The 25,623-nt window shown below is 68.4% G+C and carries 23 protein-coding genes; 11 read left to right on the forward strand and 12 right to left on the reverse strand.

Going from position 1 to position 25,623, the window contains the following annotated elements:
- Positions 1-10: 10 nt before the first annotated feature.
- Genes F620_RS0105920 through F620_RS0105930 form a run of 3 tightly spaced genes read right to left on the reverse strand, consistent with a single transcriptional unit; the run spans position 11 to position 3,027 of the window.
- Positions 11-850: an ABC transporter permease gene (locus F620_RS0105920; protein WP_019022329.1), complete on the reverse strand. Its 840-nt coding sequence runs from the start codon at positions 848-850 to the stop codon at positions 11-13.
- Positions 847-2,130, reverse strand: a complete 1,284-nt coding sequence (locus F620_RS0105925; protein WP_018870535.1) for an ABC transporter substrate-binding protein — start codon at positions 2,128-2,130, stop codon at positions 847-849. Before F620_RS0105925 ends, F620_RS0105920 begins: the two co-directional genes overlap by 4 nt.
- A gap of 36 nt (positions 2,131-2,166) precedes the next feature.
- On the reverse strand, positions 2,167-3,027 hold the full coding sequence (locus F620_RS0105930; protein ID WP_019569831.1) for an ABC transporter ATP-binding protein: 861 nt from the start codon (positions 3,025-3,027) through the stop codon (positions 2,167-2,169).
- 452 nt (positions 3,028-3,479) lie between these two features.
- Between F620_RS0105930 and F620_RS0105935 the strand changes: the two genes are divergently transcribed.
- Genes F620_RS0105935 through F620_RS0105950 form a run of 4 tightly spaced genes read left to right on the forward strand, consistent with a single transcriptional unit; the run spans position 3,480 to position 7,038 of the window.
- A complete protein-coding gene (locus F620_RS0105935; RefSeq protein WP_019569832.1) occupies positions 3,480-4,028 on the forward strand; it encodes an OsmC family protein in 549 nt (182 codons plus the stop codon).
- A 17-nt stretch (positions 4,029-4,045) separates the two neighbouring features.
- Positions 4,046-5,182 carry an acyl-CoA dehydrogenase family protein gene (locus F620_RS0105940; protein ID WP_019569833.1) on the forward strand — a complete coding sequence of 379 codons (1,137 nt, stop codon included), beginning with the start codon at positions 4,046-4,048 and terminating at the stop codon, positions 5,180-5,182.
- Between the two features lie 21 nt (positions 5,183-5,203).
- Positions 5,204-5,587 (forward strand): DUF302 domain-containing protein, encoded by a 384-nt coding sequence (locus tag F620_RS0105945; RefSeq protein WP_019569834.1) that lies wholly within the window; start codon positions 5,204-5,206, stop codon positions 5,585-5,587.
- Positions 5,587-7,038 (forward strand): FAD-dependent oxidoreductase, encoded by a 1,452-nt coding sequence (locus F620_RS0105950; RefSeq protein ID WP_019569835.1) that lies wholly within the window; start codon positions 5,587-5,589, stop codon positions 7,036-7,038. Before F620_RS0105945 ends, F620_RS0105950 begins: the two co-directional genes overlap by 1 nt.
- 40 nt (positions 7,039-7,078) lie before the next feature.
- Here F620_RS0105950 and glgB read toward each other — a convergent pair whose 3' ends face one another.
- The gene (gene glgB, locus F620_RS0105955) at positions 7,079-9,292 is read right to left on the reverse strand and encodes a 1,4-alpha-glucan branching protein GlgB (protein WP_019569836.1); all 2,214 of its coding nucleotides are present in this window, start codon (positions 9,290-9,292) and stop codon (positions 7,079-7,081) included.
- A 90-nt stretch (positions 9,293-9,382) separates the two neighbouring features.
- Here glgB and glgC point away from each other — a divergent pair, with 90 nt between their 5' ends.
- From glgC to malQ, 3 genes are read left to right on the forward strand one after another with little or no spacing between them, the layout of a single operon-like run.
- On the forward strand, positions 9,383-10,648 hold the full coding sequence (glgC, locus tag F620_RS0105960) for a glucose-1-phosphate adenylyltransferase (RefSeq protein ID WP_019569837.1): 1,266 nt from the start codon (positions 9,383-9,385) through the stop codon (positions 10,646-10,648).
- Positions 10,638-12,425 carry a glycoside hydrolase family 57 protein gene (locus F620_RS0105965; protein ID WP_019569838.1) on the forward strand — a complete coding sequence of 596 codons (1,788 nt, stop codon included), beginning with the start codon at positions 10,638-10,640 and terminating at the stop codon, positions 12,423-12,425. The genes glgC and F620_RS0105965 overlap by 11 nt, the downstream gene beginning before the upstream one ends.
- Positions 12,426-12,428: 3 nt before the next feature.
- Positions 12,429-13,913 carry a 4-alpha-glucanotransferase gene (malQ, locus tag F620_RS0105970; RefSeq protein WP_019569839.1) on the forward strand — a complete coding sequence of 495 codons (1,485 nt, stop codon included), beginning with the start codon at positions 12,429-12,431 and terminating at the stop codon, positions 13,911-13,913.
- Positions 13,914-14,018: 105 nt separating this feature from the next.
- On the opposite strand, the gene F620_RS0105975 is transcribed toward malQ, so the two are convergent.
- The 4 genes from F620_RS0105975 to mtgA form a co-directional block, all read right to left on the reverse strand.
- A complete protein-coding gene (locus F620_RS0105975) occupies positions 14,019-14,606 on the reverse strand; it encodes a hypothetical protein (RefSeq protein WP_019569840.1) in 588 nt (195 codons plus the stop codon).
- A gap of 176 nt (positions 14,607-14,782) precedes the next feature.
- Positions 14,783-15,469: a zinc metallopeptidase gene (locus tag F620_RS0105980; protein WP_019569841.1), complete on the reverse strand. Its 687-nt coding sequence runs from the start codon at positions 15,467-15,469 to the stop codon at positions 14,783-14,785.
- 86 nt (positions 15,470-15,555) lie between these two features.
- Entirely contained in the window at positions 15,556-17,865 is a 2,310-nt protein-coding gene (locus F620_RS0105985) for a mechanosensitive ion channel domain-containing protein (RefSeq protein WP_019569842.1), read from the reverse strand.
- Positions 17,866-17,934: 69 nt separating this feature from the next.
- Positions 17,935-18,675, reverse strand: a complete 741-nt coding sequence (gene mtgA, locus F620_RS0105990) for a monofunctional biosynthetic peptidoglycan transglycosylase (RefSeq protein ID WP_019569843.1) — start codon at positions 18,673-18,675, stop codon at positions 17,935-17,937.
- A 215-nt stretch (positions 18,676-18,890) separates the two neighbouring features.
- Here mtgA and F620_RS0105995 point away from each other — a divergent pair, with 215 nt between their 5' ends.
- Genes F620_RS0105995 through scpB form a run of 4 tightly spaced genes read left to right on the forward strand, consistent with a single transcriptional unit; the run spans position 18,891 to position 20,456 of the window.
- On the forward strand, positions 18,891-19,220 hold the full coding sequence (locus F620_RS0105995; RefSeq protein ID WP_018870549.1) for a hypothetical protein: 330 nt from the start codon (positions 18,891-18,893) through the stop codon (positions 19,218-19,220).
- Positions 19,213-19,599: a thiol-disulfide oxidoreductase DCC family protein gene (locus tag F620_RS0106000; RefSeq protein ID WP_019569844.1), complete on the forward strand. Its 387-nt coding sequence runs from the start codon at positions 19,213-19,215 to the stop codon at positions 19,597-19,599. The genes F620_RS0105995 and F620_RS0106000 overlap by 8 nt, the downstream gene beginning before the upstream one ends.
- 7 nt (positions 19,600-19,606) lie before the next feature.
- Complete coding sequence (locus F620_RS14770) at positions 19,607-19,765, forward strand: DUF2256 domain-containing protein (protein ID WP_081617424.1); 159 nt, start codon at positions 19,607-19,609, stop codon at positions 19,763-19,765.
- Between the two features lie 34 nt (positions 19,766-19,799).
- Complete coding sequence (gene scpB / locus F620_RS0106005) at positions 19,800-20,456, forward strand: SMC-Scp complex subunit ScpB (protein WP_019569845.1); 657 nt, start codon at positions 19,800-19,802, stop codon at positions 20,454-20,456.
- A 12-nt stretch (positions 20,457-20,468) separates the two neighbouring features.
- On the opposite strand, the gene F620_RS0106010 is transcribed toward scpB, so the two are convergent.
- The 4 genes from F620_RS0106010 to cysS form a co-directional block, all read right to left on the reverse strand.
- A complete protein-coding gene (locus F620_RS0106010; RefSeq protein WP_019569846.1) occupies positions 20,469-22,289 on the reverse strand; it encodes a long-chain fatty acid--CoA ligase in 1,821 nt (606 codons plus the stop codon).
- Positions 22,290-22,366: 77 nt separating this feature from the next.
- Positions 22,367-23,476 (reverse strand): nickel/cobalt transporter, encoded by a 1,110-nt coding sequence (locus F620_RS0106015; protein WP_026331330.1) that lies wholly within the window; start codon positions 23,474-23,476, stop codon positions 22,367-22,369.
- Positions 23,477-23,518: 42 nt separating this feature from the next.
- Complete coding sequence (locus F620_RS0106020; RefSeq protein ID WP_019569848.1) at positions 23,519-24,214, reverse strand: DUF1007 family protein; 696 nt, start codon at positions 24,212-24,214, stop codon at positions 23,519-23,521.
- Entirely contained in the window at positions 24,189-25,604 is a 1,416-nt protein-coding gene (gene cysS / locus F620_RS0106025; RefSeq protein WP_019569849.1) for a cysteine--tRNA ligase, read from the reverse strand. Before cysS ends, F620_RS0106020 begins: the two co-directional genes overlap by 26 nt.
- Positions 25,605-25,623: the final 19 nt, after the last annotated feature.

Consider the following 25,623-nt stretch of genomic DNA (forward strand, 5'->3'; position numbering starts at 1 on the left):
AGGGGGCAGCTCAGCTTTCGGCGTGGTAGCTGCTGCGCCGGATCAGGCGCACGCAGATGGCGTCCAGCATGTAGCCGATCAGGCCGATCACCAGTACGAAGGCCGCCAGTTTGTCGTACTCCAGGGTGTCGCGGGCATCGTTGATGGCGTAGCCGAGGCCCGAGGTCACCCCCAGGTATTCGGCTGGGACCAGCACGATCCAGGCCACACCCACCGCCAGGCGGATGCCGGCGAACACGTCCTGGGCGATCGCGGGCATCACGATGTAGCGCAGGGTGTGGTAGGGGTTGGCGCCCAGGTTGTTGCCCACCTTCAGCCACATCGGATCGATGCGCTGCACGCCGTGCGCGGTGGCGTAGGTGATGGGCCAGACCGCGGCGATGGCGATCAGGAAGATGATCGCCGCATCCCAGGTGGCGAAGGCCAGCACCGCGATCGGCATCCACGCCAGCGGCGAGATCATGCGCAGGAACTGGAATGGCACGTGGGTGGTTTCGCGCAGCACGTTGAAGTACCCGATCATCACCCCCAGCGGGACCCCGATCAGGATCGCGTAGAGCAGGCCGAATCCGACCCGGTGCAGGCTGGACTCGATCGGCGACCACACCTGTCCGGAACTCACGATGTCCCAGAAGGCGGTCAGCGTGGGCCCGGGGGCGAAGCTGGCGAAGGCCATGGTGTCGGGGTTGTTGGCGATGGCCCAGCCGCCCCACCACCACAGGGCCAGCAGCCCGGCGATGCCGAGCAGCGGGTACTGCAGCCGCCGGCGCAGGTGGTTCAGGGAACGCAGGGAGGCCCACCCCCACTCCCCGGGGGTGGTCGGCAGGTCGAATGTCGCGTCGCGGTTCATAGCTGTACGATCTCCTCGCGGGCAAACGGCGAATCCATGTCCACGCCGGGTGCGTTGTGCCAGGCGGTGTATTTCTCCATGGCCTTCTCGACGAACTCGTAGTTGACCAGGTCATCGGCCACCTCTTCGGGGTCCAGGCCCGAGAGGAAGGTGGTGTCGCCGCCGACCAGGGTCTCGTTCATCGCGCCCACCAGCATCTTCGTCGCCGAGGGGTAGGGCCACGGGGAGAAGTCGATGCGGCCGTTAGCCCAGTCGGCATGGCGGATCGCGCCGGAGTCGATGTAGGTACTGTCGTCGGCGTAGTTGGTCATCGCGCGTTCGACCACCCCGGACGGCATCGGCAGATACCCCTTGCCGTCGCGCGACAGCAGGTGGGCGATCTCCTTCTTGTTGTCCTGGATGTGACCCTGGGCGCGAACCACCGCGTTCATGGTCTTCTGCGTCCATTCCGGCTGGCGGTCGGTGAGCGTCTCGTTCATGCACACCACGCAGCAGGGGTGGTTCTTCCAGATGTCGCCGGTGAAGCGCAGCAGGTTGCCGTGGGCCAGCATCTCGCCGGCGGCGTTGAAGGGCTCGGCGACGATGAAGGCGTCGATCGAGCGCGCGGCCAGGGCCGGCGGCATGTCCGGCGGCGGCATCAGCATCAGGTTGACCTCGTCCGGGGCCAGATCGTCGCCCTGATCCTTGATCACCGGCTTCAGGCCGGCGTCGCGCAGGGCCATCTGCATGACCACGTTGTGCATGGAGTACCAGTAGGGCACGGCCACGCTCATGCCACCCATATCGGCGAAATCGTTGACCTCCACGTGGCGGCCGGTGACCACCGCCGAGCCGTTGGTGTGGGCCCAGGACATGATCTTGGCCGGGAAGTCGTTCTGGTAGCGCATCCACAGCGGGATCGGCTTGAGCAGGTGGACCAGGTTGAAGCGGTTGGCCGCGAAGGATTCGATCAGCGGCGACCAGCCGCGGATCAGCTGCGGTTCGGCCACCTCCAGGCCTTCGTCCTCGAAATAGCCCTCGGAATGTGCGACCAGCAGGGCCGCGGCATCGGTGATGGGGATGTAGCCGATGCGCACGACGCCGTCGAAGTCGTCCACTTCGGGGTCGACGCCACCCAGGTCGGGTTGCTGGGCGAGCAGCGAGCCCGGGGCGGTCAGGCCGGCGCCGGCGACCAGCGAGCCGGCCGCCGCCGAGCGCAGGAAGGTACGGCGGGACAGGCTGCCGCCAAGGATGCGGTCGAGTTCCGCGTCGATGTGGTGGTGGTTGTCACAGTTGCACATGGTGATGTTCCTCTCGGGTGACGGGCTAGGTACGGTTCAGGCCGCGCGAATCGCGCGACGGGCGGGGGCGGATCCGGACCCGGCGGAATCGTCGGCTTCGGGGGCTTCGGCGGATGACGACGTGTCATCGGTCGGGTCGGGGCGCGAGGCCGGGTGGCGTGTCGCGCCAAAGAACTCCATCAGCTCGGCCTTCAGTTCGGTGAATCCGGGGCTGGTGCGGTCGCGCGGATGCGGCAGGTCCACCTCGAGCTGGTGCTGCAGCGTGCCCGGGTTGGAACCCATCACGACCACGCGATCGGCCATGGCGACGGCCTCTTCGATGTCATGGGTCACGAACACCACGGTGATGCCGCGATCCCGCGACAGCCGCACGACCTCGTCCTGCAGCTCGGTCTTGGTGAACGCATCCAGGGCGGAAAACGGCTCGTCCAGCAGCAGGAGTTCCGGGTCGGTGGCCAGGCTGCGCGCCAGGGCTACGCGCTGCTGCTGGCCACCGGACAGCGACTGCACGTTGACCTCGGCCTTTTCGGCCAGGCCCACCGTCTCCAGCAGGGCGTCGACGCGCTTGTTCATGCCTTCCTGACGGCCCTGAAAGATCAGGCCGAGGGAGGCGTTGCGGCGCACGGTCATCCACGGGTAGAGCGAGGGCTTCTGGAACATCATGTTCCAGCGCGGGCTGGGCTTGATGACCTGGTGGCCGTTGATGCGTACCGCGCCCTCGCTGGGGATCAGCAGGCCCGCGAGCATGTGCAGCAGGGTGGATTTCCCGCAGCCGCTCTGCCCGATCAGGGCGATGGTCTCGCCGGGGCTGACGGTCAGCTCGATGTCCTGGAGCGTCGGGTCCGTCTGTTTCGGATAGTGATGCGTGATGTAGTCGATGGAGATGGCTGCGCCCATGGCGATGCTCCTCTTCCGGGAACGTTGGTGGGCCGTGGTTCTCACGGCGCGCTCACAGGAACCCTTACAAGAGGCGTGCCAGATGCAGAACGGCCGCGAACCGGGCGCGAAACGGTGTGGGTCCGGAGGGGGTGAAACGGCTGCAGGACGCGGATGAGCGGGGAACAGGCGCGGTTCACGGGCCGGTGCGGGCGGCGGTGCCGGATGGCGGTGGCCGACGTTTCGTCGTGGTGCAACGGGGCACTGTGTCGACAATGTTGGTGCAAGGGGCAGACAAAGTGTCCGCTTTGTCCGCCCGCGGGGCAGGGCGATCTCCCCGGATGGCCTGCCGATCGGCCGGGAATCGCGGCATGGCGCCATCGGGGGCAACATGGCACGGCTTCTGCAACGGGACTGGCGACCCGGCCACAAAGGTTCGGGCATTGACCAAACAACCGTCAGGAGACCTGATCATGTCGACCGCAGAAGCCACCACCGCCATTTCCATGAATGCCCTGGATCCCATCGACCAGGACGGCCTGAACAAGCTCGCCGACAAGGGCAAGGCCAACCCCGACAGTGTCGTGACCCTCAAGGCGCGCACCGTGTGCGAGGGCAAGTTCCGCAACCTGACCTACGTGCGCGACCTGGATGCCCACGTGATCGACGAGCCGCCGCACCTGCTGGGCGATGACACCGCCCCCAATCCTTCCGAGGCCGCGCTGGCCAGCCTGGGGGCCTGCCTGTCGGTGGGGATGCACGCCAATGCCATCGATCGCGGCATCACCCTGACCAGGCTGGAGCTCTCGCTGGAGGGTGACATCAACGTGACCGCGGTCTGGGGCGTGGGCGACACCGACAAGTCCAAGCGCCTGGGCTTCACCGACATCCGCGTGAAGGTCGACCTCGAGGGCGACGCCAGCGAGGAAGAGCTGAAGGAACTGGTGGCGCACGCCGACTTCTGGTCGCCGGTCGCCAACACCATGCGCAACCCGGTCAACGTGGCCGTGGAAAAGGCCTGAGGCCGAGGAGACCCGTAATGCTCGAGACCCGTGAACAAGCAACGGGGGTGGCGCCGGTCTCCGCACCGGTGTACGCCGAGGACGGGCTGCGGGACCTGGTGGCGGGGCAGCTTGCCCCGCTCACCGTCCGCATCGACCGTGACGGCCATTACCCCGAGGAATTCCTGCATCAGGCGGGTCAGCTGGGTGCGTTCAATGCCCATCTGGCCAGTCAGAACCCCGCTGGGGCCACGGACCTGGTGTCCGCGATCCGCGCCGAGGAGGTGATCTCCGCCGAATGCATGACCACCGGCTTCGTTGCCTGGTGCCAGAACGCCTGTGCCTGGTACGTGGAGAACAGTGATTCCTCCACGCTCAAGCGCGAGGTCCTGCCGAAGCTGGCCAATGGCGAGGCGTTCGGCGCCACCGCCCTGTCCAATCCGATGAAATGGTTCGCCAGCATCGAGGAGCTCAAGCTCTCGGCCGAGCGTGTGGAGGGCGGCTACGTGGTGTCCGGGGCGCTGCCGTGGGTGTCCAATCTGGGCGACGATCACTACTTCGGTGCGATCTTCCGTACCACGGATGACAACCCGCGTCCGCTGATGGCGGTCATCAACTGCGCCGACCCCGGCTTCAGCCTGACCCCGTGCCCCGAGTTCATCGCTCTGGAGGGTTCGCGCACCTTCGGCTGCCATTTCGACCGGGTGTTCGTGCCCGACGAGCACGTGCTGGCCGATCCCCTGCCGGAGTACATCCAGCGTATCCGTCCCGGTTTCGTGCTGCTGCAGATGGGCATGGGCCTGGGCCTGATCGAGGGCTGCATCAACACCATGCACGAGGCCAACGAGACCCTGTCGCACGTGAACGGCTATCTCGATGACCAGGCGGGCGAGCTGGAGGAGATCCTGGAAGACGCACGCCAGGCGACCTATGCCCTGGCGCGCGATCCCTTCGACACCAGCGACGCGTTCTTTGCCGACGTGCTGCAGATGCGTCTGACCGGTTCGGAACTGGCGCTGCGGGCCTCGCAGTCGGCGCTGCTGCACAGCGGGGCGCGCGGTTACCTGTCCAGTGCGGCCGCCCAGCGCAAGCTGCGCGAATCCTATTTCGTGGCCATCGTTACGCCTGCCATCAAGCACCTGCGCAAGGAGCTGGCGCGTATCCACGCCCACTGACCGGCGCCCGGAGGAGACATCATGCTGGAAACCACCACCAAACTCGATGCCGAAGCGGCCGTGGCCGCCCTGAAGGAGGCCGTGGAGGCGCAGGGACTGCGCGTGGCCGGAGAAATCAACGGCCAGGCCAATGCCGCGATGATCGGGGCCGAGGTCCCGGTCGACCGTATCCTCGAGGTCTTTCATCCACGCTATGCCCTGCGCGTGTGGGAGGCCTGCAAGCCCGCGGGTATCGACATCCCCCTGCGCATCCATGTCTGGAGCGACGGCGAGCAGCTGCATGTAACGGCGCGGCGTCCGTCGGAGGTGTTCGCCCCCTGGGGCAGCGCCGAGCTGGATGCGCTGGGCGCGGAGCTGGACCCGCTGTTCGAGGCGATTGTCGCCCGTCTGCCGGAGGTTGCGTGATGTCTGCTGAAGCCGAAACCCAAACCGAATATCGACGCTACATCTGCCGCGTGTGCGGCTACATCTACGACGAGGCGAAGGGCGACCCGGACTCGGGCCTGCCACCGGGGACCCGGTTCGAGGACATCCCGGACGACTGGTACTGCCCGGACTGCAACGTCACCAAGGCCGACTTCGACCGCCTGCAGCCGCGTGCCGAGGACCCGGTCGAGGCACAAGCGGCGCAGGCCTGGCGCACCCCGCTGGCGGACGACCCGGATGCGGTGGTGGTCGTCGGCGGCGGCATGGCCGGCTGGGCAATGGCCGAGGAACTGCGCGCCCGCGACCCGGAGCGCAGTATTCGGCTGGTGACCGGGGATCGCGGCGATTATTACACCAAACCGCGGATCTCCACGGCCTGTGCGCGCGGTGTGGACCCGGACGACCTGATGGAGGAATCCGGCGTGGCGCGAGCCGCGCGCCTGGGCGTCGAGCTGCTGCCGCACGTGCGCCTGCTGGACATCGACCGTCAACGCCGGCGTCTGATCACCCCGCGCGGCGGCATTCCCTACGGCGATCTGGTGCTGGCGACCGGCGCGAGCCCGATACGGCTCGACATCCCGGGTGACGGACCCCCGCCGCGGGTGGTGAACACCCTGGATGACTACCGCGCGCTGCGTGCGGAACTGCAACCCGGGGCCCGCGTGGCGATCCTGGGCGCGGGGCTGGTCGGCAGCGAGCTGGCCGATGATCTGGCGGCCGGCGGCTATTCGGTGGATCTGATCGAGATGGCCGAGCGCCCGCTGGCGCGGCTCGCGCCGCCCGAGCTGGGGGATGACCTGGCGGCTGCACTGGCGCAGCGCGGGGTCGCCCTGTACACCGGGACCTCGGTGGCTTGTCTGGAGGCCTTGCCGGCGGCGGGCGAAGGTCCCGTGGCGTCCCGGCTGACACTGGCCGGTGGCGAGACCCTGGAGGCGGACGTCGTGATTACCGCCCTCGGTTTGCGGCCGAACATCGACGTGGCTGTCGGGGCCGGCCTGGACTGCGGGCGCGGCATCCGGGTGGACGCCACGCTGGCGACCTCCGATCCGGCGATCCGCGCCCTCGGGGACTGTGCCGAATACGACGGCGTCCTGCGCCCCTACGTGGGTACGCTGCGGGCCCAGGCGGAAGTGATCGCCGATCGCCTGGCCGGGGGAGCGTCGCGCTATGCACCGGACGCCGGCACCGTGCAGGTCAAGACCACCAGCCTGCCGATGCAGGTCTGCCCGCCATCGGTCGCGGATGCCGCCGCGGGTGAGTGGGTGTCCGTGGAGGGCGATGCCGACGGCCGCCGGATGGAGTTCCATGCCGACGGCCGCCTGGCGGGCTTCGCCCTGTCCGGGGCCCTGACCCGCGAGGCCGGGCCGATGGAGGCCCGGCTGGGCGAGCCGGTGACGCAGCCGGAGGTTCGCGCGCGGATGGCGTCCTGACGGACGCCTCCCGGCCGGGCCCCCGGCGGCGCCCGGGGCTTCAGCCTCCGGTCGGCTCCAGCAGCAGGGCGGTCAGTGGCGGCAGGTCCACATGCAGCGTGGCCGGCTGGCCGTGATAGGCCTCGGTCGTGGCCTCGCACTGCAGCGGGCCGCGCGAGGCGCCGCCGTAGAACTCCGAGTCGGTGTTCAGCATGACCCGCCAGGTCCCGGCCCGCGGGCTCGGGATCGGGTAGCCGCTGCGTTCCACCGGCGTCAGGTTGAGGATCACGATGCGTTCGTGGCCCTCCACGTCACGGCGCACGAAGCTGAGCACCGAATTGTCGGCGTCGTCGGCATTCAACCAGGCGAAGCCGTCGGGCTCGAACTCGCGGCCGTGCAGCGCGGGCTGCTCGCGATACACCCCGTTGAGGTCCTTCACCAGCTGCTGCAGGCCCTGATGCAGCGGGTACTGCAGCACGTACCAGTCCAGTTCTCCGGCTTCCGACCACTCGGTGCCTTGGCCGAACTCCTGGCCCATGAACAGCAGCTTCTTCCCCGGGTACAGCCACTGCCAGGCATACAGCAGGCGCATGTTGGCGTGCTGTTCCCACTCGTTGCCGGGCATGCGCCCGCGCAGGCTGCGCTTGCCGTGCACGACCTCGTCGTGCGAGAAGGGCAGCACGAAGTTCTCCGAATAGGCGTAGATCTGCGCGAAAGTGAGCTGACTGTGGTGGTAACGCCGGTAGACCGGATCCATGCCGAAATACGTCAGGGTGTCGTGCATCCAGCCCATGTTCCACTTCATGGTGAAGCCCAGCCCGCCCATCGACGGCGGCCGGCTCACGCCGGGCCAGGCGGTGGATTCCTCGGCGATCATCACCACGCCGGGGTGGCCGGTCTGCACGGTCTCGTTGACGTCGCGCAGGAACTCGATCGCCTCCAGGTTCTCGTTGCCGCCGTGGATGTTGGGGATCCACTCGTGATCCTCGCGGTTGTAGTCGAGATAGAGCATGGAGGCGACCGCATCCACCCGCAGGCCGTCGAGGTGGAAGTCCTCGATCCAGCACAGCGCCGATGACAGCAGGAAGTTGCGCACCTCGGGGCGGCCGTAGTTGAAGATCAGCGTGCCCCATTCGCGGTGCTCGCCCAGACGCGGGTCCTCGTGCTCGTACAGGGCGGTGCCGTCGAAGCGGGCGAGGGCGAAGTCGTCGCGCGGGAAATGGCCGGGCACCCAGTCGAGGATCACCCCCAGACCGGCCTGATGGGCGGTATCGACGAAGCGGCGGAAGTCATCCGGGTCGCCGAAACGCGAGGTGGGCGCGAAGAAACCGGTGGACTGATAGCCCCAGGAGCCGTCGAACGGGTGCTCGGTGACCGGCAGCAGCTCGAGGTGGGTGAAGCCCATGTCGCGGGCGTAAGGCACCAGGCGTTCGGCCAGTTCGGCGTAGTTCGGCCAGTCGCCGTTGGGGCTGCGCTGCCAGGAGCCCAGGTGCACCTCGTAGATGCTCATCGGCCGGTGCTTCCAGGCCTCGGGGTCGCGGTTCTCCATCCACTCGCGGTCGTTCCACGCGTAACCGCTCTCCGGGATGACCCGCGAGGCGGTCTCCGGGCGCACCTGGTAGGCGGCCGCATAGGGGTCGGACTTCAGACGCAGCTCGCCGGTGTCGCGGTTGCGGATCTCGTACTTGTACAGGGTCTCCGGACCCACCCCGGGAATGAACAGCTCCCAGATGCCGCTGGAACCGTGCACGGTCATCGGGTGGCAGCGCCCGTCCCAGTGGTTGAAGTCGCCGACCACGCTGACCCGCTCGGCCGCCGGCGCCCATACGGCAAAACGCACGCCGTCGATCCCGTCCCGGTTTTCGCAGTGCGCGCCGAACATGCGGTGGGCGTGCCAGTGGCGGCCCTCGCCGAACAGGTGGCGGTCGAAATCCGGGATGTTCGGGGCGAAGCTCCACGGGTCGATGACGCTGACGATCTCCTTGTGTCCGGACGGGCGCCAGCGCAGCTCCGGATGCTCCGCCAGCTTGCGCGAGGCGCCCTTCCATACGAACAGCCCCGGGGTGTCGGTGGTGTCCATGGGCTCCGGGGGTGCGTCGGGTTCCGGAACCAGCCAGACCTCGTCGGCCTGCGGGAACCAGGCGCGATAGCAGGTGGTCTGGCGATTGAGGGCGTGGGCCCCCAGGACCGCATGCGCGTCGTGCAGACGGGCCTGTGCCAGACGCCGGATTTCATCCGCGACTTCCGTAATGCAATTGTTCCGGTCAGTTGTCATACTCGATGCATCCGCTTCACGTAGAGTGGGGCCGGTCAACGTAATCCGCGGGGGAACCCGCAACCAGCAGCTTTCTGCAAGGATGGGCCTATGAACCCTCAGCCGCAACGGTTCGTCAGCCGACTGACCCGGGAAACCCTGGCACTGGTGCTTGCCGGAGGTCGCGGGTCGCGACTCAAGCAACTGACGCTGTGGCGGGCCAAGCCCGCCGTACCCTTCGGCGGCAAGTTCCGCATCATCGATTTCCCGCTGTCCAACTGCATCAATTCCGGGATCCGCCGCGTGGCGATCCTGACCCAGTACAAGGCGCATTCGCTGATCCAGCACATCCAGCGCGGCTGGAGCTTCCTGCGCGGGGAATTCGGCGAATTCATCGAACTGCTGCCGGCGCAGCAGCGCATCGAGACCTCCTGGTATTCGGGGACCGCCGACGCGGTCTACCAGAACGTCGACATCATCCGGCAGCACGCCCCCAGTTATGTGCTGATCCTCGCCGGCGATCACATCTACAAGATGGACTACGGACAGATGATCGCCCAGCACGTGGAAAGCGGGGCGGACATGACCGTGGGCTGCCTGGAGGTACCGAAGGAGGAGGCCACCGGGTTCGGCGTGATGGGTGTGGATGCCGAGGGGCGCGTGACCTCGTTCGAGGAGAAACCCGACGATCCGGCGACCATCCCGGGCAGCGAGACACATTCGCTGGCCTCCATGGGGATCTACGTCTTCAACCGCGATTTCCTCTTCGAGCAGCTCCTCAAGGATGCCGACGACACCTTCTCCAGCCATGATTTTGGCAAGGACATTATCCCCCGCATCATCGAGAAAAACCGCGTGATGGCGTACCCGTTCCGCGACGAGGCCGGCCAGCGCCAGGGTTACTGGCGCGACGTCGGCACCATCGATTCCTACTGGAAGGCCAACCTGGAGCTCATCGGCGTGACCCCCGAACTCAACCTGTACGACAGCGAATGGCCGATCTGGACCTACCAGGAGCAGCTCCCGCCGGCCAAGTTCGTATTCGACGACGACGACCGCCGAGGCATGGCGATCGACTCGATGGTCTCCGGAGGCTGCATCATCTCCGGCAGCCGGGTGCGGCATTCGCTGCTGTTCTCCAGCGTGGAGGTCAGCGCCTGCGGCGAAGTGGAGAACTCGGTGATCCTGCCCGACGTGCAGGTGGGCGAAAACGCCGTGATCCGCAACGCGGTGATCGACAAGGCCTGCCGCATCCCGCCGGGGACCGAGATCGGACTGGACGACGAGGCCGACGCCCGCGATTACTACGTCTCGCCCGGGGGCGTGCGTGTGGTGACCCCGGAGATGCTCGGTCAGGGACGTCACCATGTCCGCTGAGCGCTCCTCGAAGGCCCTCGCCCGTGTTCCGGACAAGCTGGACGTGGTGCTGTGCTGGCACATGCACCAGCCGCAGTACTTCGACGGCGGCCGCCGGGAGTATGCCCTGCCGTGGACCTACCTCCATGCGCTGAAGGACTACACCGACATGGCGGCCCATCTGGAGGCCTGCCCGCGGGCGCGGGCGGTGGTGAACTTCGCCCCCATCCTGCTGGAACAGATCGCCGACTATGCACGGCGCGTGGACCGGGCCCTGAAGAACTGTGTGCCGGTCGGGGATCCGGTGCTGGACATGCTCCACATGGACATCGTGCCGGTGGAGCCGGACCAGCGCCGCGAGATCATCCGCGCCTGTCTGCGCGCCCACGCGCCGCGCATGATCGACCCGTTTCCGCTGTTTGCCCGGCTTGCGGCCATCGGACGCCAGGCGCTGGAGGACGACATTCTGCTGGCGCATCTGGACGGGCGCTTCTTCCAGGAACTGGCCACCTGCTATCACCTGGCCTGGACCGGCGAGACCGTGCGCCGCGCGCGGCCCGAACTGCAGTGCTGGTTGAAGGCCGAAGCCGGCTTCGAGTCCGGGGTGCGTCGGCGTCTGCTGGAGATCCTGCGCGACGAGCTGCACAACGTGATCCCGCGCTACCGCAAACTGGCGGAACAGGGGCGGGTGGAGCTGTCGTTCACCCCCTACGCCCACCCCATCATGCCGCTGCTGCAGGACCTGGCTTCGGCCCGCGAGGCCATGCCCGAGGCCGAACTGCCGGAGGCCCCGGCGTATCCCGATGGTGAAGCCCGGGTGCGCTGGCACATCGAACGCGGGCTGGAGGTGTTCGAGAAGCACTTCGGCATGCGTCCGACCGGTTGCTGGCCGTCCGAGGGCAGCCTGAGCGAGGCCACCATTCGCCTGCTGGACGAATACGGCCTGCGATGGACGGCCAGCGGCCAGGGCGTGCTGGGCAACAGCCTGGAAGCCGCCGGCGGCATGCCGGATGCGGAGGACAATGGCAACGGCAACGGCGAGGGCGAGGAAGACGGGCCCCGCGACCTGCAGGGCTGGCTGCACCGTGGCTATCGACTGCGGGACACCGAGATTGCGCTGTATTTCCGCGATGACGGACTGTCCGACGCGATCGGCTTCCGCTACGCCGACTGGCACGCCGATGACGCGGTGGCCGACTTCGTGCACCACATCGGAAACATCGCCGAGGTGGCCCCGGCCGGCAGCGTGGTGTCGGTGATCCTCGACGGCGAGAACGCCTGGGAGTACTACCCGGAGAACGGCTTCCATTTCCTCAACGGGCTGTACGAGGCCCTGGCGCAGCACGAGCGGCTCAACCTGTGCACCTTCGACGACGTGTGCGCCCATGCGACGACTGCCGGGGGTGCGGAGCCGGTGGAGCTCCCCGGCGTGGTGGCCGGCTCCTGGGTCTACGGGACCTTTTCCACCTGGATCGGCGACCCCGACAAGAACCGCGGCTGGGACCGGCTGATCGAGGCCCGCGAGGCCGTGGATGCGGCGATCGCGGAGGACCCCTCGCTGGATACACCGGAACTGCGCGAACAGCTCGCCATCTGCGAGGGTTCCGACTGGTGCTGGTGGTTCGGGGCCTACAACCCGGCGGGTTCGGTCAGCGACTTCGAACAGCTCTATCGGCGCCACCTGGCCCGGTTGTACCAGCTCGCCGGCCTGGCGGTGCCCGAGGCCCTGGAGGAGGTGCTGTCGGTGGGCGGCGGCGATCCGGCTGCCGGAGGGACCATGCGGAAAGGGCAGGACTGATTCATGGAAGAAACGCAGCATTCCAATCCGCTGCTGCAGCGCCGGCGTGCCGGCGTGCTGCTGCACCCGACCTCGCTGCCGGGGCCGCATCCGGTGGGTACCCTGGGCGACGAGGCGTTTCGCTTTGTCAACTGGGCGGCCTCGGCAGGTTTCACCCTGTGGCAGATCCTGCCGCTGCACCCGGTGCAGAGCGACGGGTCGCCTTACGCCAGCATCTCGGCCTTTGCCGGGGATCCGCGAATGATCGATCCGGCGCGGCTGGCGGAGGCGACCGGGATCGTCGATGACGGCCGCCCGGTGGAAGAACTGCTGCAACGGGCCGGTGAGGCGGTGGCACGGGAAGAACATGCGCTGCATTCGGCCTGCCGTGCGTTCCTCGAGGAACAGGGGCCGATCTGGCTGGATGACTTCGCGCTGTTCTGCGTGATCCGGGCGCGCCACGACGATCGCCCGTGGTGGGAATGGGACCCGGAGTTCCGCGATCGCCAGCCGGAGGCCCTGGAGCGGGTGGCCTGCGAAGAAGCGCAGGCGCTGGAGCAGGTCCGCTTCGTGCAGTTCGCGTTCGCCGATCAGTGGCGTACGCTGCGCCGCCATGCCAACGACTGTGGCCTGATGCTGCTGGGGGACATGCCGATCTTCGTTGCCCATGATTCGGCGGACGTGTGGGCGAATCGCGAGCTGTTCGACCTGGATGCGCAGGGACAGCCGCGCACCGTGGCCGGGGTGCCGCCGGATTATTTCTCCGAGACCGGACAGCGCTGGGGCAACCCGCAGTACCGCTGGGACCGCCTCGCCGAGACCGGTTACGCCTGGTGGATCCGGCGTGTGCGGCGGGCGCTGGAGACGGTGGATGCCCTGCGGATCGACCACTTCCGGGGGTTCGAATCGAGCTGGGCGATCCCGGCCGAGGAGCCGGACGCGACCCGGGGTTACTGGTTCGACGGGCCCGGTGCCGAATTCTTCGAGGCGCTGGCCGACGAACTCGGGTACCTGCCGGTGCTGGCCGAAGATCTGGGGGTAATTACGCCGGAGGTTACCGCGCTGCGCGAGCGCTTCGATTTTCCCGGCATGCGGATCCTGCAGTTCGCGTTCGAGGGCGGCGAGGCCAACCCGTACCTGCCGGCGAATCATGACGAGATGAGCGCCGTGTATACCGGCACCCATGACAACGACACCACCGTGGGCTGGTTCGCGTCACTGGATGAAGCCATGCAGCAGCACGTGCTGAATGTCCTGGGCGAACCGGAAGATGCGGCCGACACCATGCCCTGGCCGCTGATCCGCACGGCGTACGCCTCGCCGGCGCGTATCGCGATCCTGCCGATGCAGGACGTGCTCGAGCTGGCCAGCGAACACCGGATGAACCGTCCCGGGACGGTGGAGGGTAACTGGGACTGGCGTTTTGACTGGGAGTGGGTGCCCGGGGAACGTGCCGGCGAGATGCGGGCACTGGCCGAGGCGCACGGGCGCCTTCCGCCCGACTCCTGAGCTCGCGGTCCCCGCGGGGAATCCCGCGGGCCACAATGAAAAAGGCCCGGTCCTGAGAGGGCCGGGCCTTGCTGGCTGCCTGCGATTTCGCCTGCGAGCCGGCTCTTACTGCCGGGGCGCCATGCCGGGCGCGCCACCGCCACCCCCGGGTTGCTGCTGCATCATTTCCTGCTGCAGGGCTTCCATACGCTCGATGACATCGTCAATGTCGGCGTTTTCCGCACGCATGGCGCTCATCAGGTCCTCCCGCAGGGCTTCCTGGGCGTCCAGGATCTCCGGATCCTCGGCCACGGCCTGCTGGGCTTCCTGCAGGTTGCGCTGCGCCTGCTGAACGTCTTCGGACTGGATCAGCTGCTGGCGTTCTTCCGCGCTCAGGTCGGGATCACGCAGGCCTTCCTCGGCGGATTCCAGGGTGTCCAGATCGGAACGCGGTTCAAAACCGGCGGCTTCCATCTTGTCGAGGACCAGTTCCTCCAGTTCCTCGCCCTTGCGCTCCAGCTCGGGGTTGTTTTCGATGGCCTGCTGCTGGGTCTGCGCGAGGGTCTGCTGGAGTTCCTGCATCTCCATCTGCGGGCCGCCCTGCTGCTGGCCGCCCATGCCCTGGCCCATGCCCTGGGCGTGGGCCATGCCGCTGGCCAGTGCGAGGACCGCGGCGGCGGTGAGGCCGATGATCGACCGGGAGTGTTTCTGCATCGTACTGCTCTCCTGAAAGGATGTCTCTTGCCACTCTGAAGGCGAGTGATGAACCACAGCTTAACAGCCTCGAGGGCCGGGTGTCGGCCCGCCAACGGGCCGTGATGCCGGCTGTGGCGGTGGTGGAGAGACCGCGCAGATGGCCCGTACGTTCCGTTGACGGGAGATTCGCCCGATCAGCGCCGCAGATAGCGGAACCAGGAGGCGATGTTGAGCAGGCTGGCCAGTGACTGGGCGAGATAGGTATACGCGGCGGCACGCAGGATGCGCTCCGCGTGGCGGTAATCCGGCTCGTGCAGGTAGCTGCCCTCGCGCAGCATGGGCATCGCGCGGCGGAAACTGGCGTCCAGTTCCGTGGGCAGGGTCACGAAATGGACCAGCGCCGCCATGCCCATCGACAGCACGCCGGCCAGGAAGAACAGGATGCCCGGCGCCGGGTGGCGGGTGATCAGGGTGATGATCGGGATGCCGATCATCAGGATCGCGCCCAGCCGCTGGGCGTGACGGGTGGCGGCCACCAGGGTGCCGCGCAGTTGCAGCGGGCGGTAGCCCCGTGCGTGCTGCACCGCGTGGCCGACCTCGTGGGCCGCCACGGTGACCGCGGTCAGCGAATGGCCGTGATAGTTCTGCTGCGACAGCCGCACCGTGTGGTCGCCGGGGTCGTAGTGGTCGCCGTCTTTCGTGGTCTCCACGTCCACATGGGTCAGACCGTGGCGGTGCAGCAGCTCGCGCGCCATGGCCGCGCCGCTGTAGCGGTAGCGGTCTTCGGGGCGGTGATATTTCTCCATGGTGCGCCGAACCCACCAGCCCGGCAGCCAGGCGATCAGCAGGAGCAGCGGTATGACCAGGATCAGCAGACGCATGCCATGATCTTCACCGGAGCGGCCCGCCGGTCCAAGAACCCCCGGCAGCCCGCGGGGCGTATACCGGCCGGCCGGTCACTGGTCCGTCATTCGTCGACGTCGTCGTAGTCGCCCTTGTGCTTCGGATTGGGGCGTGCCCGGCGATCCCGCGAGTAATCGGTATCGTCGGTTTCCGCTCCGGGCATGCGCCGCGATTCCAGGACCCGGAGGTTGGCGGCCGGCGCCGAGCCGTCCTTGTCCTCGCCGAAGTACAGCGTGGTGTGCGGGAACGGGATCTCGATGCCGGCGGCGTCGAAGTGGCGCTTGACCAGGCGGTTGAACGCGCGCCCCAGGCCGAACTGGGTGCCGGGCGCGGTCATGATCCGGATACGGATGTTGACCGAGGAATCGTCCAGCGCGGTGACTCCGTGCACCTCCATCTCGTCGAGCACGTTGGGGCCCTGTTCCGGGTCCTGCTTGAGCTCCTCGAAGGCCTCGCGCAGGCGGACGATGACCTCGTCGATGTCCTCGCGATAGGCCACCCCGTACTCGCCCACGTGGTAGGCGTATTCGCGCATGTAGTTGGAGACCGCATCCACCGAGGAAAACGGGATCAGGTGGTAGGTTCCGGCAAGATCGCGCATCCCGAGCGAGCGGATGGTGAGTTTCTCCACCGTGCCGGTGGTGCCGGTAACGGTGATGACGTCGCCGACGTTGATGGCGTTTTCCAGCTGGATGAACACCCCGGTGATGATGTCCTGCACCAGCTTCTGCGCGCCGAAGCCGATCGCCAGGCCGAGCACGCCGGCGCCGGCCAGCAGGGGGCCGATGTTGATGCCGAGCTCGGCGAGCACGATCATCACGGTGAATACCAGCAGGGCGATCGCCACCGCATTGCGGAAGATGGTGAGCAGGGTCTGCTCGCGCGCGGTGGGCTCGCCGTCGCCGGTCGCGGGGTTGAGCCGGTGCTCGATCCAGCTGGCGAACACCAGCCATACCAGCGCCGCCGCCAGCAGGATCAGGGCGACGGAGATCGCCGTGCCGAGGATCAGCGCTCCGGCATCCGAACGCACCCAGTCGAACAGGTTGAACGCGCCCCAGCCGTCGGCGATGACCGCGAGCACGATCAGCAGGATCACCAGACGCATGGTTTTGAGGGCCCGCGGTACATAGGCGTTGAGACGGGCCTGCAGCAGCGGGAACTTCTCGCGGGTCTCGTCGGGGATGGCGATCTCGCGCCCGATGATCTGGGTCAGCAGGGTCGCGATGAAAAAGCCGACGAAGGCCGCGATCAGGGTCTGCAGCGTGGCCGCGGCCATGAACGGCAGCGCGTCGTCCGGGCGGACGATGCTGACGACGGTCAGGGCGAGGAAATAAAGCAGCGCCAGCAGGTGCCAGGACCGTGCCAGCAGGCTGGTGACGATGCGGGTGAACGAGAAATACGAGCGGTTCGCCAGCATCATCAGCCGGTCATGCACCCGCTGGCGGTTCTGCAGGATGATGGTGGCGGCGTACAGGAAGGCCGTCAGCATCACCAGCAGGCCGAGGGACCGGCCGGCCTCCGCGGAGACATGCATGCCGGTCAGTGGCACCAGCAGCAGCAGGCCGTAACCGATGTAGGACACGATGCGTGCGAGCCAGGCGTTCCAGTAGGCGGCTTCTTCCCCGGCCATGGGCAGCAGGCGCAGGCCCTGGTAGCGGGTGGCGAAGATCAGCCGCAGCGCGGCGCGCGCCAGCTCGATCAGCAGGAAGGCATTGAGGAACAGTGAATGCCGGGTCTCCATGGCGCCGGGTTCGCCCAGTACGAACAGCGCCAGGCCGTAGCCGGCAACCCAGGCCAGGACCACCGCCACGAAGTCGATGATCGCGGCCAGGCCGACCCCGGGCAGGGTCCGCAGCAGGCGGTACTGTTCGGCCGCGTTGAGGACCCAGCGATCGATGCCGCCGAACATCGGCGACGCCACGCGGCGCAGGACCCAGTAGATCACCAGGGTGATCAGGATGATGATCGCCAGGTCTCCGACCGCCATGCCGAAGGGGATCGGGTCGATGGCGCGCAGCTGCGCAACGGTGTCTTCGGCCACCGTGCCCAGCGCGCGGACCTCGGCCACCGTGCCCTCGGCCAGCCCCTGGGTCAGCCGGGCGATGCGGCGGGGCAGGGTCACCGCCTGTTCGGCGGTTTCGTCTTCCGCCGTGCTCTCCGCCGGATCCGCGGCGCCTCCCTCCGCGCGCAGGGTCCCCAGCAGCCGTTCCCGCGCCTCCGGGTCTTCCAGCAGCTCGATCAGGGCCGCGTGGGTCTCGGCGGAGGAGGGGGCGTCGTCCGCCATGGCCGGGCCGGTGGTCAGGGCCAGCGTGATCAGGAGCAGGGCCAGGAGGGCGAAAAGCAGGTGCTGCGGCGAGCGAAGTGGTGCGGCCACGCGGAACCTCGGACGGGCGGGATGGAACTTCGCAGTGTAAAGGTCCGTAAGCCCGGACCAAAGTCCCGTTCAGTGTTTCCCCGGGGATTCCCGCACCGGCCGCAGCCAGCCGGGTCCCAGTACCCTCATCTGCTCCTCGATCCACGCAATGCGGCGCTCGAGGGTTTCGCCCGGGGTCACCGGATCGAGGCGTCCGGGGGAAGGCAGGATGGCCGCCAGACGCGCGGCCTGCTGCGGGGTCAGTTCGCTCGCGGGGACATCGAAATAATGCTGTGCCGCATTTTCGATGCCATAGATCCCGGGGCCCCACTGGGCCAGGTTGAGATAGACCTCGAGGATGCGCTCCTTCGACCACAGCAGTTCCATGCCCACGGTCAGACCCGCCTCCAGGGCCTTGCGCAGCCAGGAACGCTCATGCCAGAGAAACAGGTTCTTGGCGGTCTGCTGGGTGATGGTCGAGGCCCCGCGCAGGCGTCCGCCGCGCGCGTGGTCGGTCAGGGCCTGGCGCACCGACGACCAGTCGAATCCGCGGTGCCGCGGGAAGCGCTGGTCCTCGGACGCGATCACCGCCAGCAGCACGGCGTCCGGCAGTTCGTCCAGCGAGCGCCACTCGGGCCGGTGCCGGGAGGCGGCCGCGCGGTCGGTGGCCGTGACCATCGCCATGCCGTAAGGTGGATCGACCCGGGCGAAATACAGCAGCACCGCGACCACCGCGGTCAGCATCAGCCCCAGCAGGGCGACGAGCAGCCACAAGAGGTAACGCAGCGGCCCCGGTGGCCGGGCGCGGCGACGTCGACCCAGGAGCATCATCGCGGGCGCCGCTCCGCCGTCGGGGTTTCGTGGTGGTTGTACCCGGAGTACCGTTTCATCGGAAGCAAGAATAGCGCAGGAAAGGTCCGGCTGTGGCGAACTCCGTGACCTCCGCACGGCCCAAGGATCACGGGGATCGCCATTCGCCGCGGATCACGCGACAGGCCGGCCGGACGCGGTCCGGCCCATCAGAGACAACAACAAGGAGGCGAGCCATGGAATACCTGCCGTATCGCTACACCAGCGGAAGCGGGGAGCAGCTGACCTTCGAGTTCGCGCTGCATCCCGAGACCGATTCGGCCGTGCGCGTGCAGCAGTTGCTGGACCGCGTGCTGACCACGGTGGATCACGAAGTGGCGGTGCTGGGTGACACCTGCAACGGTGATCTGCTGCAGGCGCTGGCGATGGCGCTGGCGGTGCGCACGGAAATGATCCCCGCCGACGGCGAGATGACCCGCGGTCTCGCGCGCGATGTGGTGGAGCGTGCGCTCCGGGCGCTGCCCGAGGCGCGCCACGAAATGAGCGGGCCCGTCGGCCATGCCTGAACCGCGCGAACGGCCCGTGGTGTTCTTTGACGGCGGCTGCCCGCTGTGCCGCCGCGAGATCGGCCACTACCGGCGCCTGGACACGGCCGGCCGGATCGACTGGCGGGACATCCATGCGGACGCCGCGGCGCTGGAAGGCCGCGGCATCGCGTGGGAGGAGGCCATGCGGCGCATGCATGCGGTGGACGAACACGGCCGGGTGGTGAGCGGGGCTTACGCCTTCGTCGCCACCTGGCGGCACCTGCCGTACTACCGCGTGGCGGGGGTGGTCCTGCATCGGCTGCCGCCGGTGGTCTGGCTGATGGACCGGGTGTACAACGTGTTCGCCCGTTTGCGCTGGCGTTCCCGCTGTCGCGACGGGGTCTGCCCGCCGCAGTGAGGCCCCGGTGAGCCGCGCGGCGCGCGGGCCGCAAAGGCCGCAGAAGACCTGTGTGGTCTGCGGCCGTCCGTTCACCTGGCGGCGGAAATGGGCGCGTTGCTGGGACGAGGTGAAATACTGCTCGCAGCGCTGCCGGCGGATGCGGGGCCGGCGCGGTCCGGTATAATCGTGGCCTGGTCCAGGCATGCCCGGGAGGGCCGATGTCCCGACACGATGCGCCCGACGAGCTGGAGCTGACGCTGGAGGCGGTGCTGTTCGCCGCGGACGAACCCGTACCCCTGCGCGATCTGCGCGCCGCCTGCGCGGAATCGGGCGAGGTCGACCGCGCGTCGGTGGAGGCGGCGCTGGCGCGTCTGGAGACGCGCTATGCCGACCGCGCGATCGAACTGGTGCGTTCGGCCGGCGGGTATCGTTTCCGCGTCCGGTCGCAGTACTCGGGCAGCGTGCGCGCGGCGCGGCCGGAACGCCCGCAGCGGCTGTCGCGCGCGTTGCTGGAGACGCTTGCGATCATCGCCTATCGCCAGCCGGTCACCCGCGCCGAGATCGAATCGGTGCGCGGGGTGGCAGTCAGTTCAGGGATCATGCGCGGGCTGCAGGAACGGGAATGGATCTACGTGGTGGGGCACAAGGAGCTGCCGGGGCGACCGGCGCTGTACGGCACCACCCGCACCTTCCTCGACGACCTCGGCCTGCAGGCCCTGGACCAGCTGCCGCCGCTGGACGAGATCCGCGATCTGGCCGACGTGGCCACGGACGCCGGGCTGTCACTGGCGACCGACGAGGCCAGTGAGGCCGACGATGACGGCGACGGGGAGGGCGACGCAGCGGCAGCCGGCGAATCCCGGGCACCGTCCTGATCAGCGTTTCCTTCAGCGGTCGCGGCCGTTGTACATGGTCGCGATCGCCTCGCGGTAGTGCTCCCGGATCACCGGCCGCTTGAGTTTCATGGTCGGGGTCATCATGCCGTTCTCCACGCTCCACGGTTCGTGGATCACGTACACGTGGCGGATGCGCGCGTAGCCGGGGAAGTCCTCCAGCTGGTGGTGAATGCGGTCGAGGATCGCGCGTTCCACCTTGCGCGGTGGTTCTCCCGCGGTCGCCGGGTCGATCCCCTGGTCGGAGGCGAAGGTCTGCCAGGCGTCCGGTTCGGGGACCATCAGGGTGGTGAGGAACGGCTGGCCGTCGCCCACCACCATGATCTGGTCGAACAGGCCGTCGAGGCCGATGGCCATTTCCATGTCCGCCGGCGGTACCTTCTCGCCGTTGGTCAGCACCAGGATGTCCTTGATCCGGCCGGTGATGAACACGTGGCCCGTGTCGTCGATGCGCGCCTGGTCGCCGCTGCGCAGCCAGCCGTCGGCGTCGATGGTCTCGCGCGTGGCCTCTTCATTTTTCCAGTAGCCCAGCATCACGCAGTTCGAGCGCGTCTGCAGCTCGTGGTTTTCACCGATGCGTACTTCGACGTCCTCCAACGGTTTGCCGATGGAGGCGGGCAGGTTGTCGTCCGGGGTGTTCACGGTGACCACCGGGCCGGCCTCGGTCATGCCGTAGCCGTGCAGTACCGGCAGCCCCAGCCCGATGAACAGCTGCGCCACCGGCGGAGGAAGCGGGGCCCCGCCGCAGACCGCGAAACGCACCTGGCCGCCCAGGCGGTCGAGTACCTTGCGCGCGACCAGGCGGTCGAGCAGTGGCCACAGCAGGAAGGCGGGGGACCAGCGACCCCGGCCCTGCTGGTGTTCGAACCGGCGCCAGCCGACGGCGGCGGTCTTCTCGAACAGCCAGCGGCCGAGCGCCGACTTCTGCCGGAGACCGGCGCGGATTCGCCCGTGCACGCGTTCGTAGATCCGTGGCACCGAGATCAGCACCGTCGGCCGGATGGTCTGCAGGTCTTCGCCCAGGCGCTGGATCGAGCGGGCGAAGGCGACCTCGGCCCCGACCATCATGGGCATGTAGCAGCCGGCGGTGCGTTCCAGCATGTGCGACAGCGGCAGGAACGACAGGAAACGGTCGGACGGTCCGAGCGGGCCCGTGAGGGACGAGGCCCACGCGTTCTCCACGATGTTGCGGTGCGAAAGCATGACGCCCTTGGGCCGGCCGGTGGTGCCGGAGGTATAGACGATGGTCGCGAGGGCGTCGGGGTCGAGTTCCGGATAGCGGATCGCGGACGGGTCGCCGCCCCGCAGCCAGTCTTCCAGTGGCAGGACCCGCGGATCGCCCGAAGTGCCCGCGTTGTCGCTCAGGCGCACCACGCGCTTGAGCGACGGCATCTTCTCCAGATGCTCCAGCAGGCGGCGGCCATGCACGGTGTCGCCGATCAGCAGGGCGCGCGCCTGGGTCTGCCCGATGATGTAACCGACATTTTCGGGACGGTCATCGGTGTACAGCGGTACCGTGACCAGGCCCATTTCCATGGCGGAGAGGTCGGCGGCGATCCACTCGCGCGAGTTGCCGACCATGATGGCGACGCGGTCGCCCGGCCGCAGGCCCTCGGTGGCCAGCGCAGCCTGCCAGCGGTCGACCGTGCGGGCCATCTCGCCCCAGCTGCTGGAGGTCCATTCCTCGCGCTCGGGGTCGAACTGGCGGTAGGCCGGGGCATCGGGGGTCGCGGCCGCGCGGGCGCGGAACAGCGCCGGCAGGGTGGGGGCGTCTTCCGGACGGATGGTCGCGGGGTGGACCCGGGCGTTGGACATGCGCGGTCTCGCTGGACTGGTCTTGCCCTGCAAAGTAGAGGACGGCGCGGGGCGGGGGCAAGCGCGGGACGGCCGCCCTACATGCCGAGCGGATGCATCGCCGGGCCCGCGGCCACGGCCCCCAGCACCAGGCTGAAGCCGAGTACCGCGATGATCGCGCCGCCGGTCAGGCCGAAGGCCGGCCCGATCCAGGTCAGACGCGCGGCGCGGGTGCCGGTGAAACGTCGCCGGGTCCAGTCGCGAGCGTAGACCGCGAGCATGGCCAGCACGGAGACCGTGATGGCGGTGCCCGCGGACATCGCGAGCACGGCCGCCACGCCGGCCCAGACCAGACCGACGGCCGCGGATACCGCCATGATCAGCACGGCGCCGGAGCAGGGGCGGATGCCCACGGCCAGCACGGTGCCCCACCAGGTGCCCTTGTGATCGGGGTCGACGTGGTGGGGTGTGCCGCAGCCGCAATCATGCCCGTGGTCGTGTCCGTGGTCGTGCTCGTGGTCGTGCCCGTGCGCGGTGGCTGCCCGGCGCCGCCACGCCTGCCGCAGGGCGCGCCCCATCAGCCAGACGCCCAGCAGTCCCACCAGGGCGAAGCTGGCGATCTCCAGGTGGCGGACCTGTCCCAGGGTCTCGCGTGTCAGCCAGCCGAGCAGCCCGACCAGCAGCCCGACCAGCAGGATTGCCGTGACGCCCTGGGCAAGCGATGACGCCGCCGACAGGGCGATGCCGCGGCGCAGGTTCTGAGGCTGGGTCAGCAGGTAGGTGGTGATCACCGCCTTGCCGTGCCCGGGGCCGGCGGCGTGGAAGACCCCGTAGAGAAAGCTCACGAGGATCAGCAGGGCGCCCGCCTGCGCCGAGGGCGCGTCGCGCAGTCCGTGCAGTCCCCGGGTCAGTTCGCGGTGCAGCTGGCGCTGGGTATGCAGGACCCAGCCGACCAGCCGTTCCAGCGGTCCGGCATCATCCCCTCCCGGGAGCCTGGCGTCGGCGCGAGCGTCCGGGGCATCGGCAGGTCCCGTCGTTTCGGCGGGCGGTGGCTGTTCCGTGGCATCGGCATCCGCGTCGGACTCCGGGCCGCCGCCAAGGGGGTGGCCGGCCAGCGCGAGCGCGGGCAGCAGGATGCCGAGCAAAAGCAGCAGGACCGCTGCGGCCCGTCCCGGGCGGCGGTTGCGAGAGAGGGCTTGTCGGATCATTTCGTTATTTTATAACGTAGCAATGACGCGAGGAACCCGACGTCATTCACATTCCAGGCGCGCAATCTCGGCAAAATGGCGTCCGAGATCTTCGATCGGGCTGCGGGATTCGCGTTCCAGGGTGGCGGCATAACGCACCAGTTGTGGATCCGGGCGTGGTTCCTCGAGTTCGACCCGGCAGCCGTCGCCGCGGTTCACCTGGATTACGTCACCAGGGTCATGGCGGATCTCGATCCAGTAGGTGGGGTCATAGACGCGGTAGGTGAAATCCTCTTCGGCGCCGATGTCGTGCCGGTCCAGCGGGATCTCGAAGCCCAGGTGCAGGCGCCGGTCCTCCAGGCGCAGCTCGGGGGATTCGGCGGGCGGGGTGTCCAGCGTTTCGCCGCCTGCCTCGAGTTCGGTGAAGTGGTCGTATTCCGCGAGGTTGTCGAGCATGCGCGGACCGACCGTTTCCAGCACCGAGTCGATGCCGGCATCGCCGTCCATGTCGCGGGTCATCTCCTCCAGCAACATGTGGCTGTAGGTCGGGTCGATGACCCACAACTGGTGCATGGAGGCCAGTCGGCCGTCGCTGTCGAAGTCGAGGGTGACCCGCAGATCGATCCAGGCATGCGGGTGGGCGGTGGCCATCGCGGGCAGGCCGGCGGCCACCGCGATCAGGAGCGCCAGCGCCAGCCGGGCGCGTGCCCGGGTGGCGCTGCGGACAGCCCGCTCAGGCGCGCTGCCAGCGGGTGCCATCCGGCGTGTCCTCCAGTTCGATGCCGCTGGCCGTCAGCTCGTCGCGGATCGCATCGGCGGTGGCGAAATCCCGCGCGCGCCGCGCCTCGGCACGCGCGGCGATGCGTTCCTCCACCCATGCGGCGAGATCGGCATCATCGGCGACGTCGCCGCGGAACCAGGCCTCCGGGTCCTGCTGCAGCAGGCCCAGGAGTTCGCCGGCGGCCAGCAGCTCGCCCTTGCGGCGGGCGCGTTCGTCCTCGCTGTTGGCGGCCTGCAGGGCATCCGCCATGCGGTGCAGGGCGGCGAGCGCCCCGGCGGTGTCGAGATCGTCCAGCAATGCGGTGAAGACCGGGGTGTCCGTCGCATCGGCGGGGGTGGCCACGACCCCGGCGTGCTCGCGCAGCAGACGGTAGAAGCCGTCCAGCGCGTTGCGGCTCTGTTCCAGGGTGTCCTCGGAAAAGTTCAGCGGCGCGCGATAATGGCGCGACAGCAGCGCCAGGCGCAGGACCTCGCCGGGCCAGACCTGCAGCAGGTCGTGCAGCAGGCGGAAGTTGCCCAGCGACTTGGACATCTTCTCGCCTTCGATGGTCACGTGTCCGTTGTGCATCCAGTAGCGCGCGTAATGGCCACCGTGTTCGTCGCAGCCTTCGGCCGCGCAGCCCTGGGCGATCTCGTTCTCGTGATGCGGGAACACCAGATCGTGGCCGCCGCCGTGGAGGTCGATGCTGCGGCCCAGATGGGTGCGGATCATCGCGGTGCACTCCAGGTGCCAGCCCGGGCGCCCGTTGCCCCAGGGGCTGTCCCAGCCGGGTTCGTCCTCGCCGGCCGGCTTCCACAGCACGAAGTCGCCGGGATGGCGCTTGTAGTCGGCGACCTCTACCCGAGCCCCGGCCTGCATCGCCTCCAGGGTGCGCCCGGACAGGGCGCCGTAGGCAGGGTAAGAGGTCACGTCGAACAGCACGTGGCCGTCCGCCGCGTAGGCGTGGCCGCGCGCGAGCAGGTCCTCGATCAGGGCGATCATCTCGGTCACGTGATCGGTGGCACGGGGCTCGAGGGTCGGCTCCAGGGTGCCGAGCCGCGCGATGTCCTCGTGGAAGGCCCGGGTGAAGCGTTCGGTCAGCGCGGCGATGGGTTCGTCGTTCTCGCGCGCGGCCTGGTTGATCTTGTCGTCCACGTCGGTGATGTTGCGGGCGTAGACCACGTGCTCCGGGCCGTACAGCGCGCGCAGCACGCGGAACAGCACGTCGAACACCACCACCGGGCGGCCGTTGCCCACGTGCACGCGGTTGTACACGGTCGGCCCGCAGACATACATCGTCACCCGCTGCGGGTCGGCGGGAACGAAGGGCTCGCGCTGCCCCCCGAGGGTGTTGTGGATGACGAGCTGCGGTGCGCTGGCGTCGGCCATGGTCGGTGTTCCTTGTCGC

It is taken from the genome of Thioalkalivibrio sp. ALE11, from assembly GCF_000381205.1.
Lineage (GTDB): Bacteria > Pseudomonadota > Gammaproteobacteria > Ectothiorhodospirales > Ectothiorhodospiraceae > Thioalkalivibrio.

Coding starts and splice junctions, on each gene's coding strand:
- F620_RS0105920 (WP_019022329.1), bottom strand. CDS start 850: ATGAACCGCGACGCGACATTCGACCTGCCGACCACCCCCGGGGAGTGG.
- F620_RS0105925 (WP_018870535.1), bottom strand. CDS start 2,130: ATGTGCAACTGTGACAACCACCACCACATCGACGCGGAACTCGACCGC.
- F620_RS0105930 (WP_019569831.1), bottom strand. CDS start 3,027: ATGGGCGCAGCCATCTCCATCGACTACATCACGCATCACTATCCGAAA.
- F620_RS0105935 (WP_019569832.1), top strand. CDS start 3,480: ATGTCGACCGCAGAAGCCACCACCGCCATTTCCATGAATGCCCTGGAT.
- F620_RS0105940 (WP_019569833.1), top strand. CDS start 4,046: ATGCTCGAGACCCGTGAACAAGCAACGGGGGTGGCGCCGGTCTCCGCA.
- F620_RS0105945 (WP_019569834.1), top strand. CDS start 5,204: ATGCTGGAAACCACCACCAAACTCGATGCCGAAGCGGCCGTGGCCGCC.
- F620_RS0105950 (WP_019569835.1), top strand. CDS start 5,587: ATGTCTGCTGAAGCCGAAACCCAAACCGAATATCGACGCTACATCTGC.
- glgB (WP_019569836.1), bottom strand. CDS start 9,292: ATGACAACTGACCGGAACAATTGCATTACGGAAGTCGCGGATGAAATC.
- glgC (WP_019569837.1), top strand. CDS start 9,383: ATGAACCCTCAGCCGCAACGGTTCGTCAGCCGACTGACCCGGGAAACC.
- F620_RS0105965 (WP_019569838.1), top strand. CDS start 10,638: ATGTCCGCTGAGCGCTCCTCGAAGGCCCTCGCCCGTGTTCCGGACAAG.
- malQ (WP_019569839.1), top strand. CDS start 12,429: ATGGAAGAAACGCAGCATTCCAATCCGCTGCTGCAGCGCCGGCGTGCC.
- F620_RS0105975 (WP_019569840.1), bottom strand. CDS start 14,606: ATGCAGAAACACTCCCGGTCGATCATCGGCCTCACCGCCGCCGCGGTC.
- F620_RS0105980 (WP_019569841.1), bottom strand. CDS start 15,469: ATGCGTCTGCTGATCCTGGTCATACCGCTGCTCCTGCTGATCGCCTGG.
- mtgA (WP_019569843.1), bottom strand. CDS start 18,675: ATGATGCTCCTGGGTCGACGTCGCCGCGCCCGGCCACCGGGGCCGCTG.
- F620_RS0105995 (WP_018870549.1), top strand. CDS start 18,891: ATGGAATACCTGCCGTATCGCTACACCAGCGGAAGCGGGGAGCAGCTG.
- F620_RS0106000 (WP_019569844.1), top strand. CDS start 19,213: ATGCCTGAACCGCGCGAACGGCCCGTGGTGTTCTTTGACGGCGGCTGC.
- scpB (WP_019569845.1), top strand. CDS start 19,800: ATGTCCCGACACGATGCGCCCGACGAGCTGGAGCTGACGCTGGAGGCG.
- F620_RS0106010 (WP_019569846.1), bottom strand. CDS start 22,289: ATGTCCAACGCCCGGGTCCACCCCGCGACCATCCGTCCGGAAGACGCC.
- F620_RS0106015 (WP_026331330.1), bottom strand. CDS start 23,476: ATGATCCGACAAGCCCTCTCTCGCAACCGCCGCCCGGGACGGGCCGCA.
- F620_RS0106020 (WP_019569848.1), bottom strand. CDS start 24,214: ATGGCACCCGCTGGCAGCGCGCCTGAGCGGGCTGTCCGCAGCGCCACC.
- cysS (WP_019569849.1), bottom strand. CDS start 25,604: ATGGCCGACGCCAGCGCACCGCAGCTCGTCATCCACAACACCCTCGGG.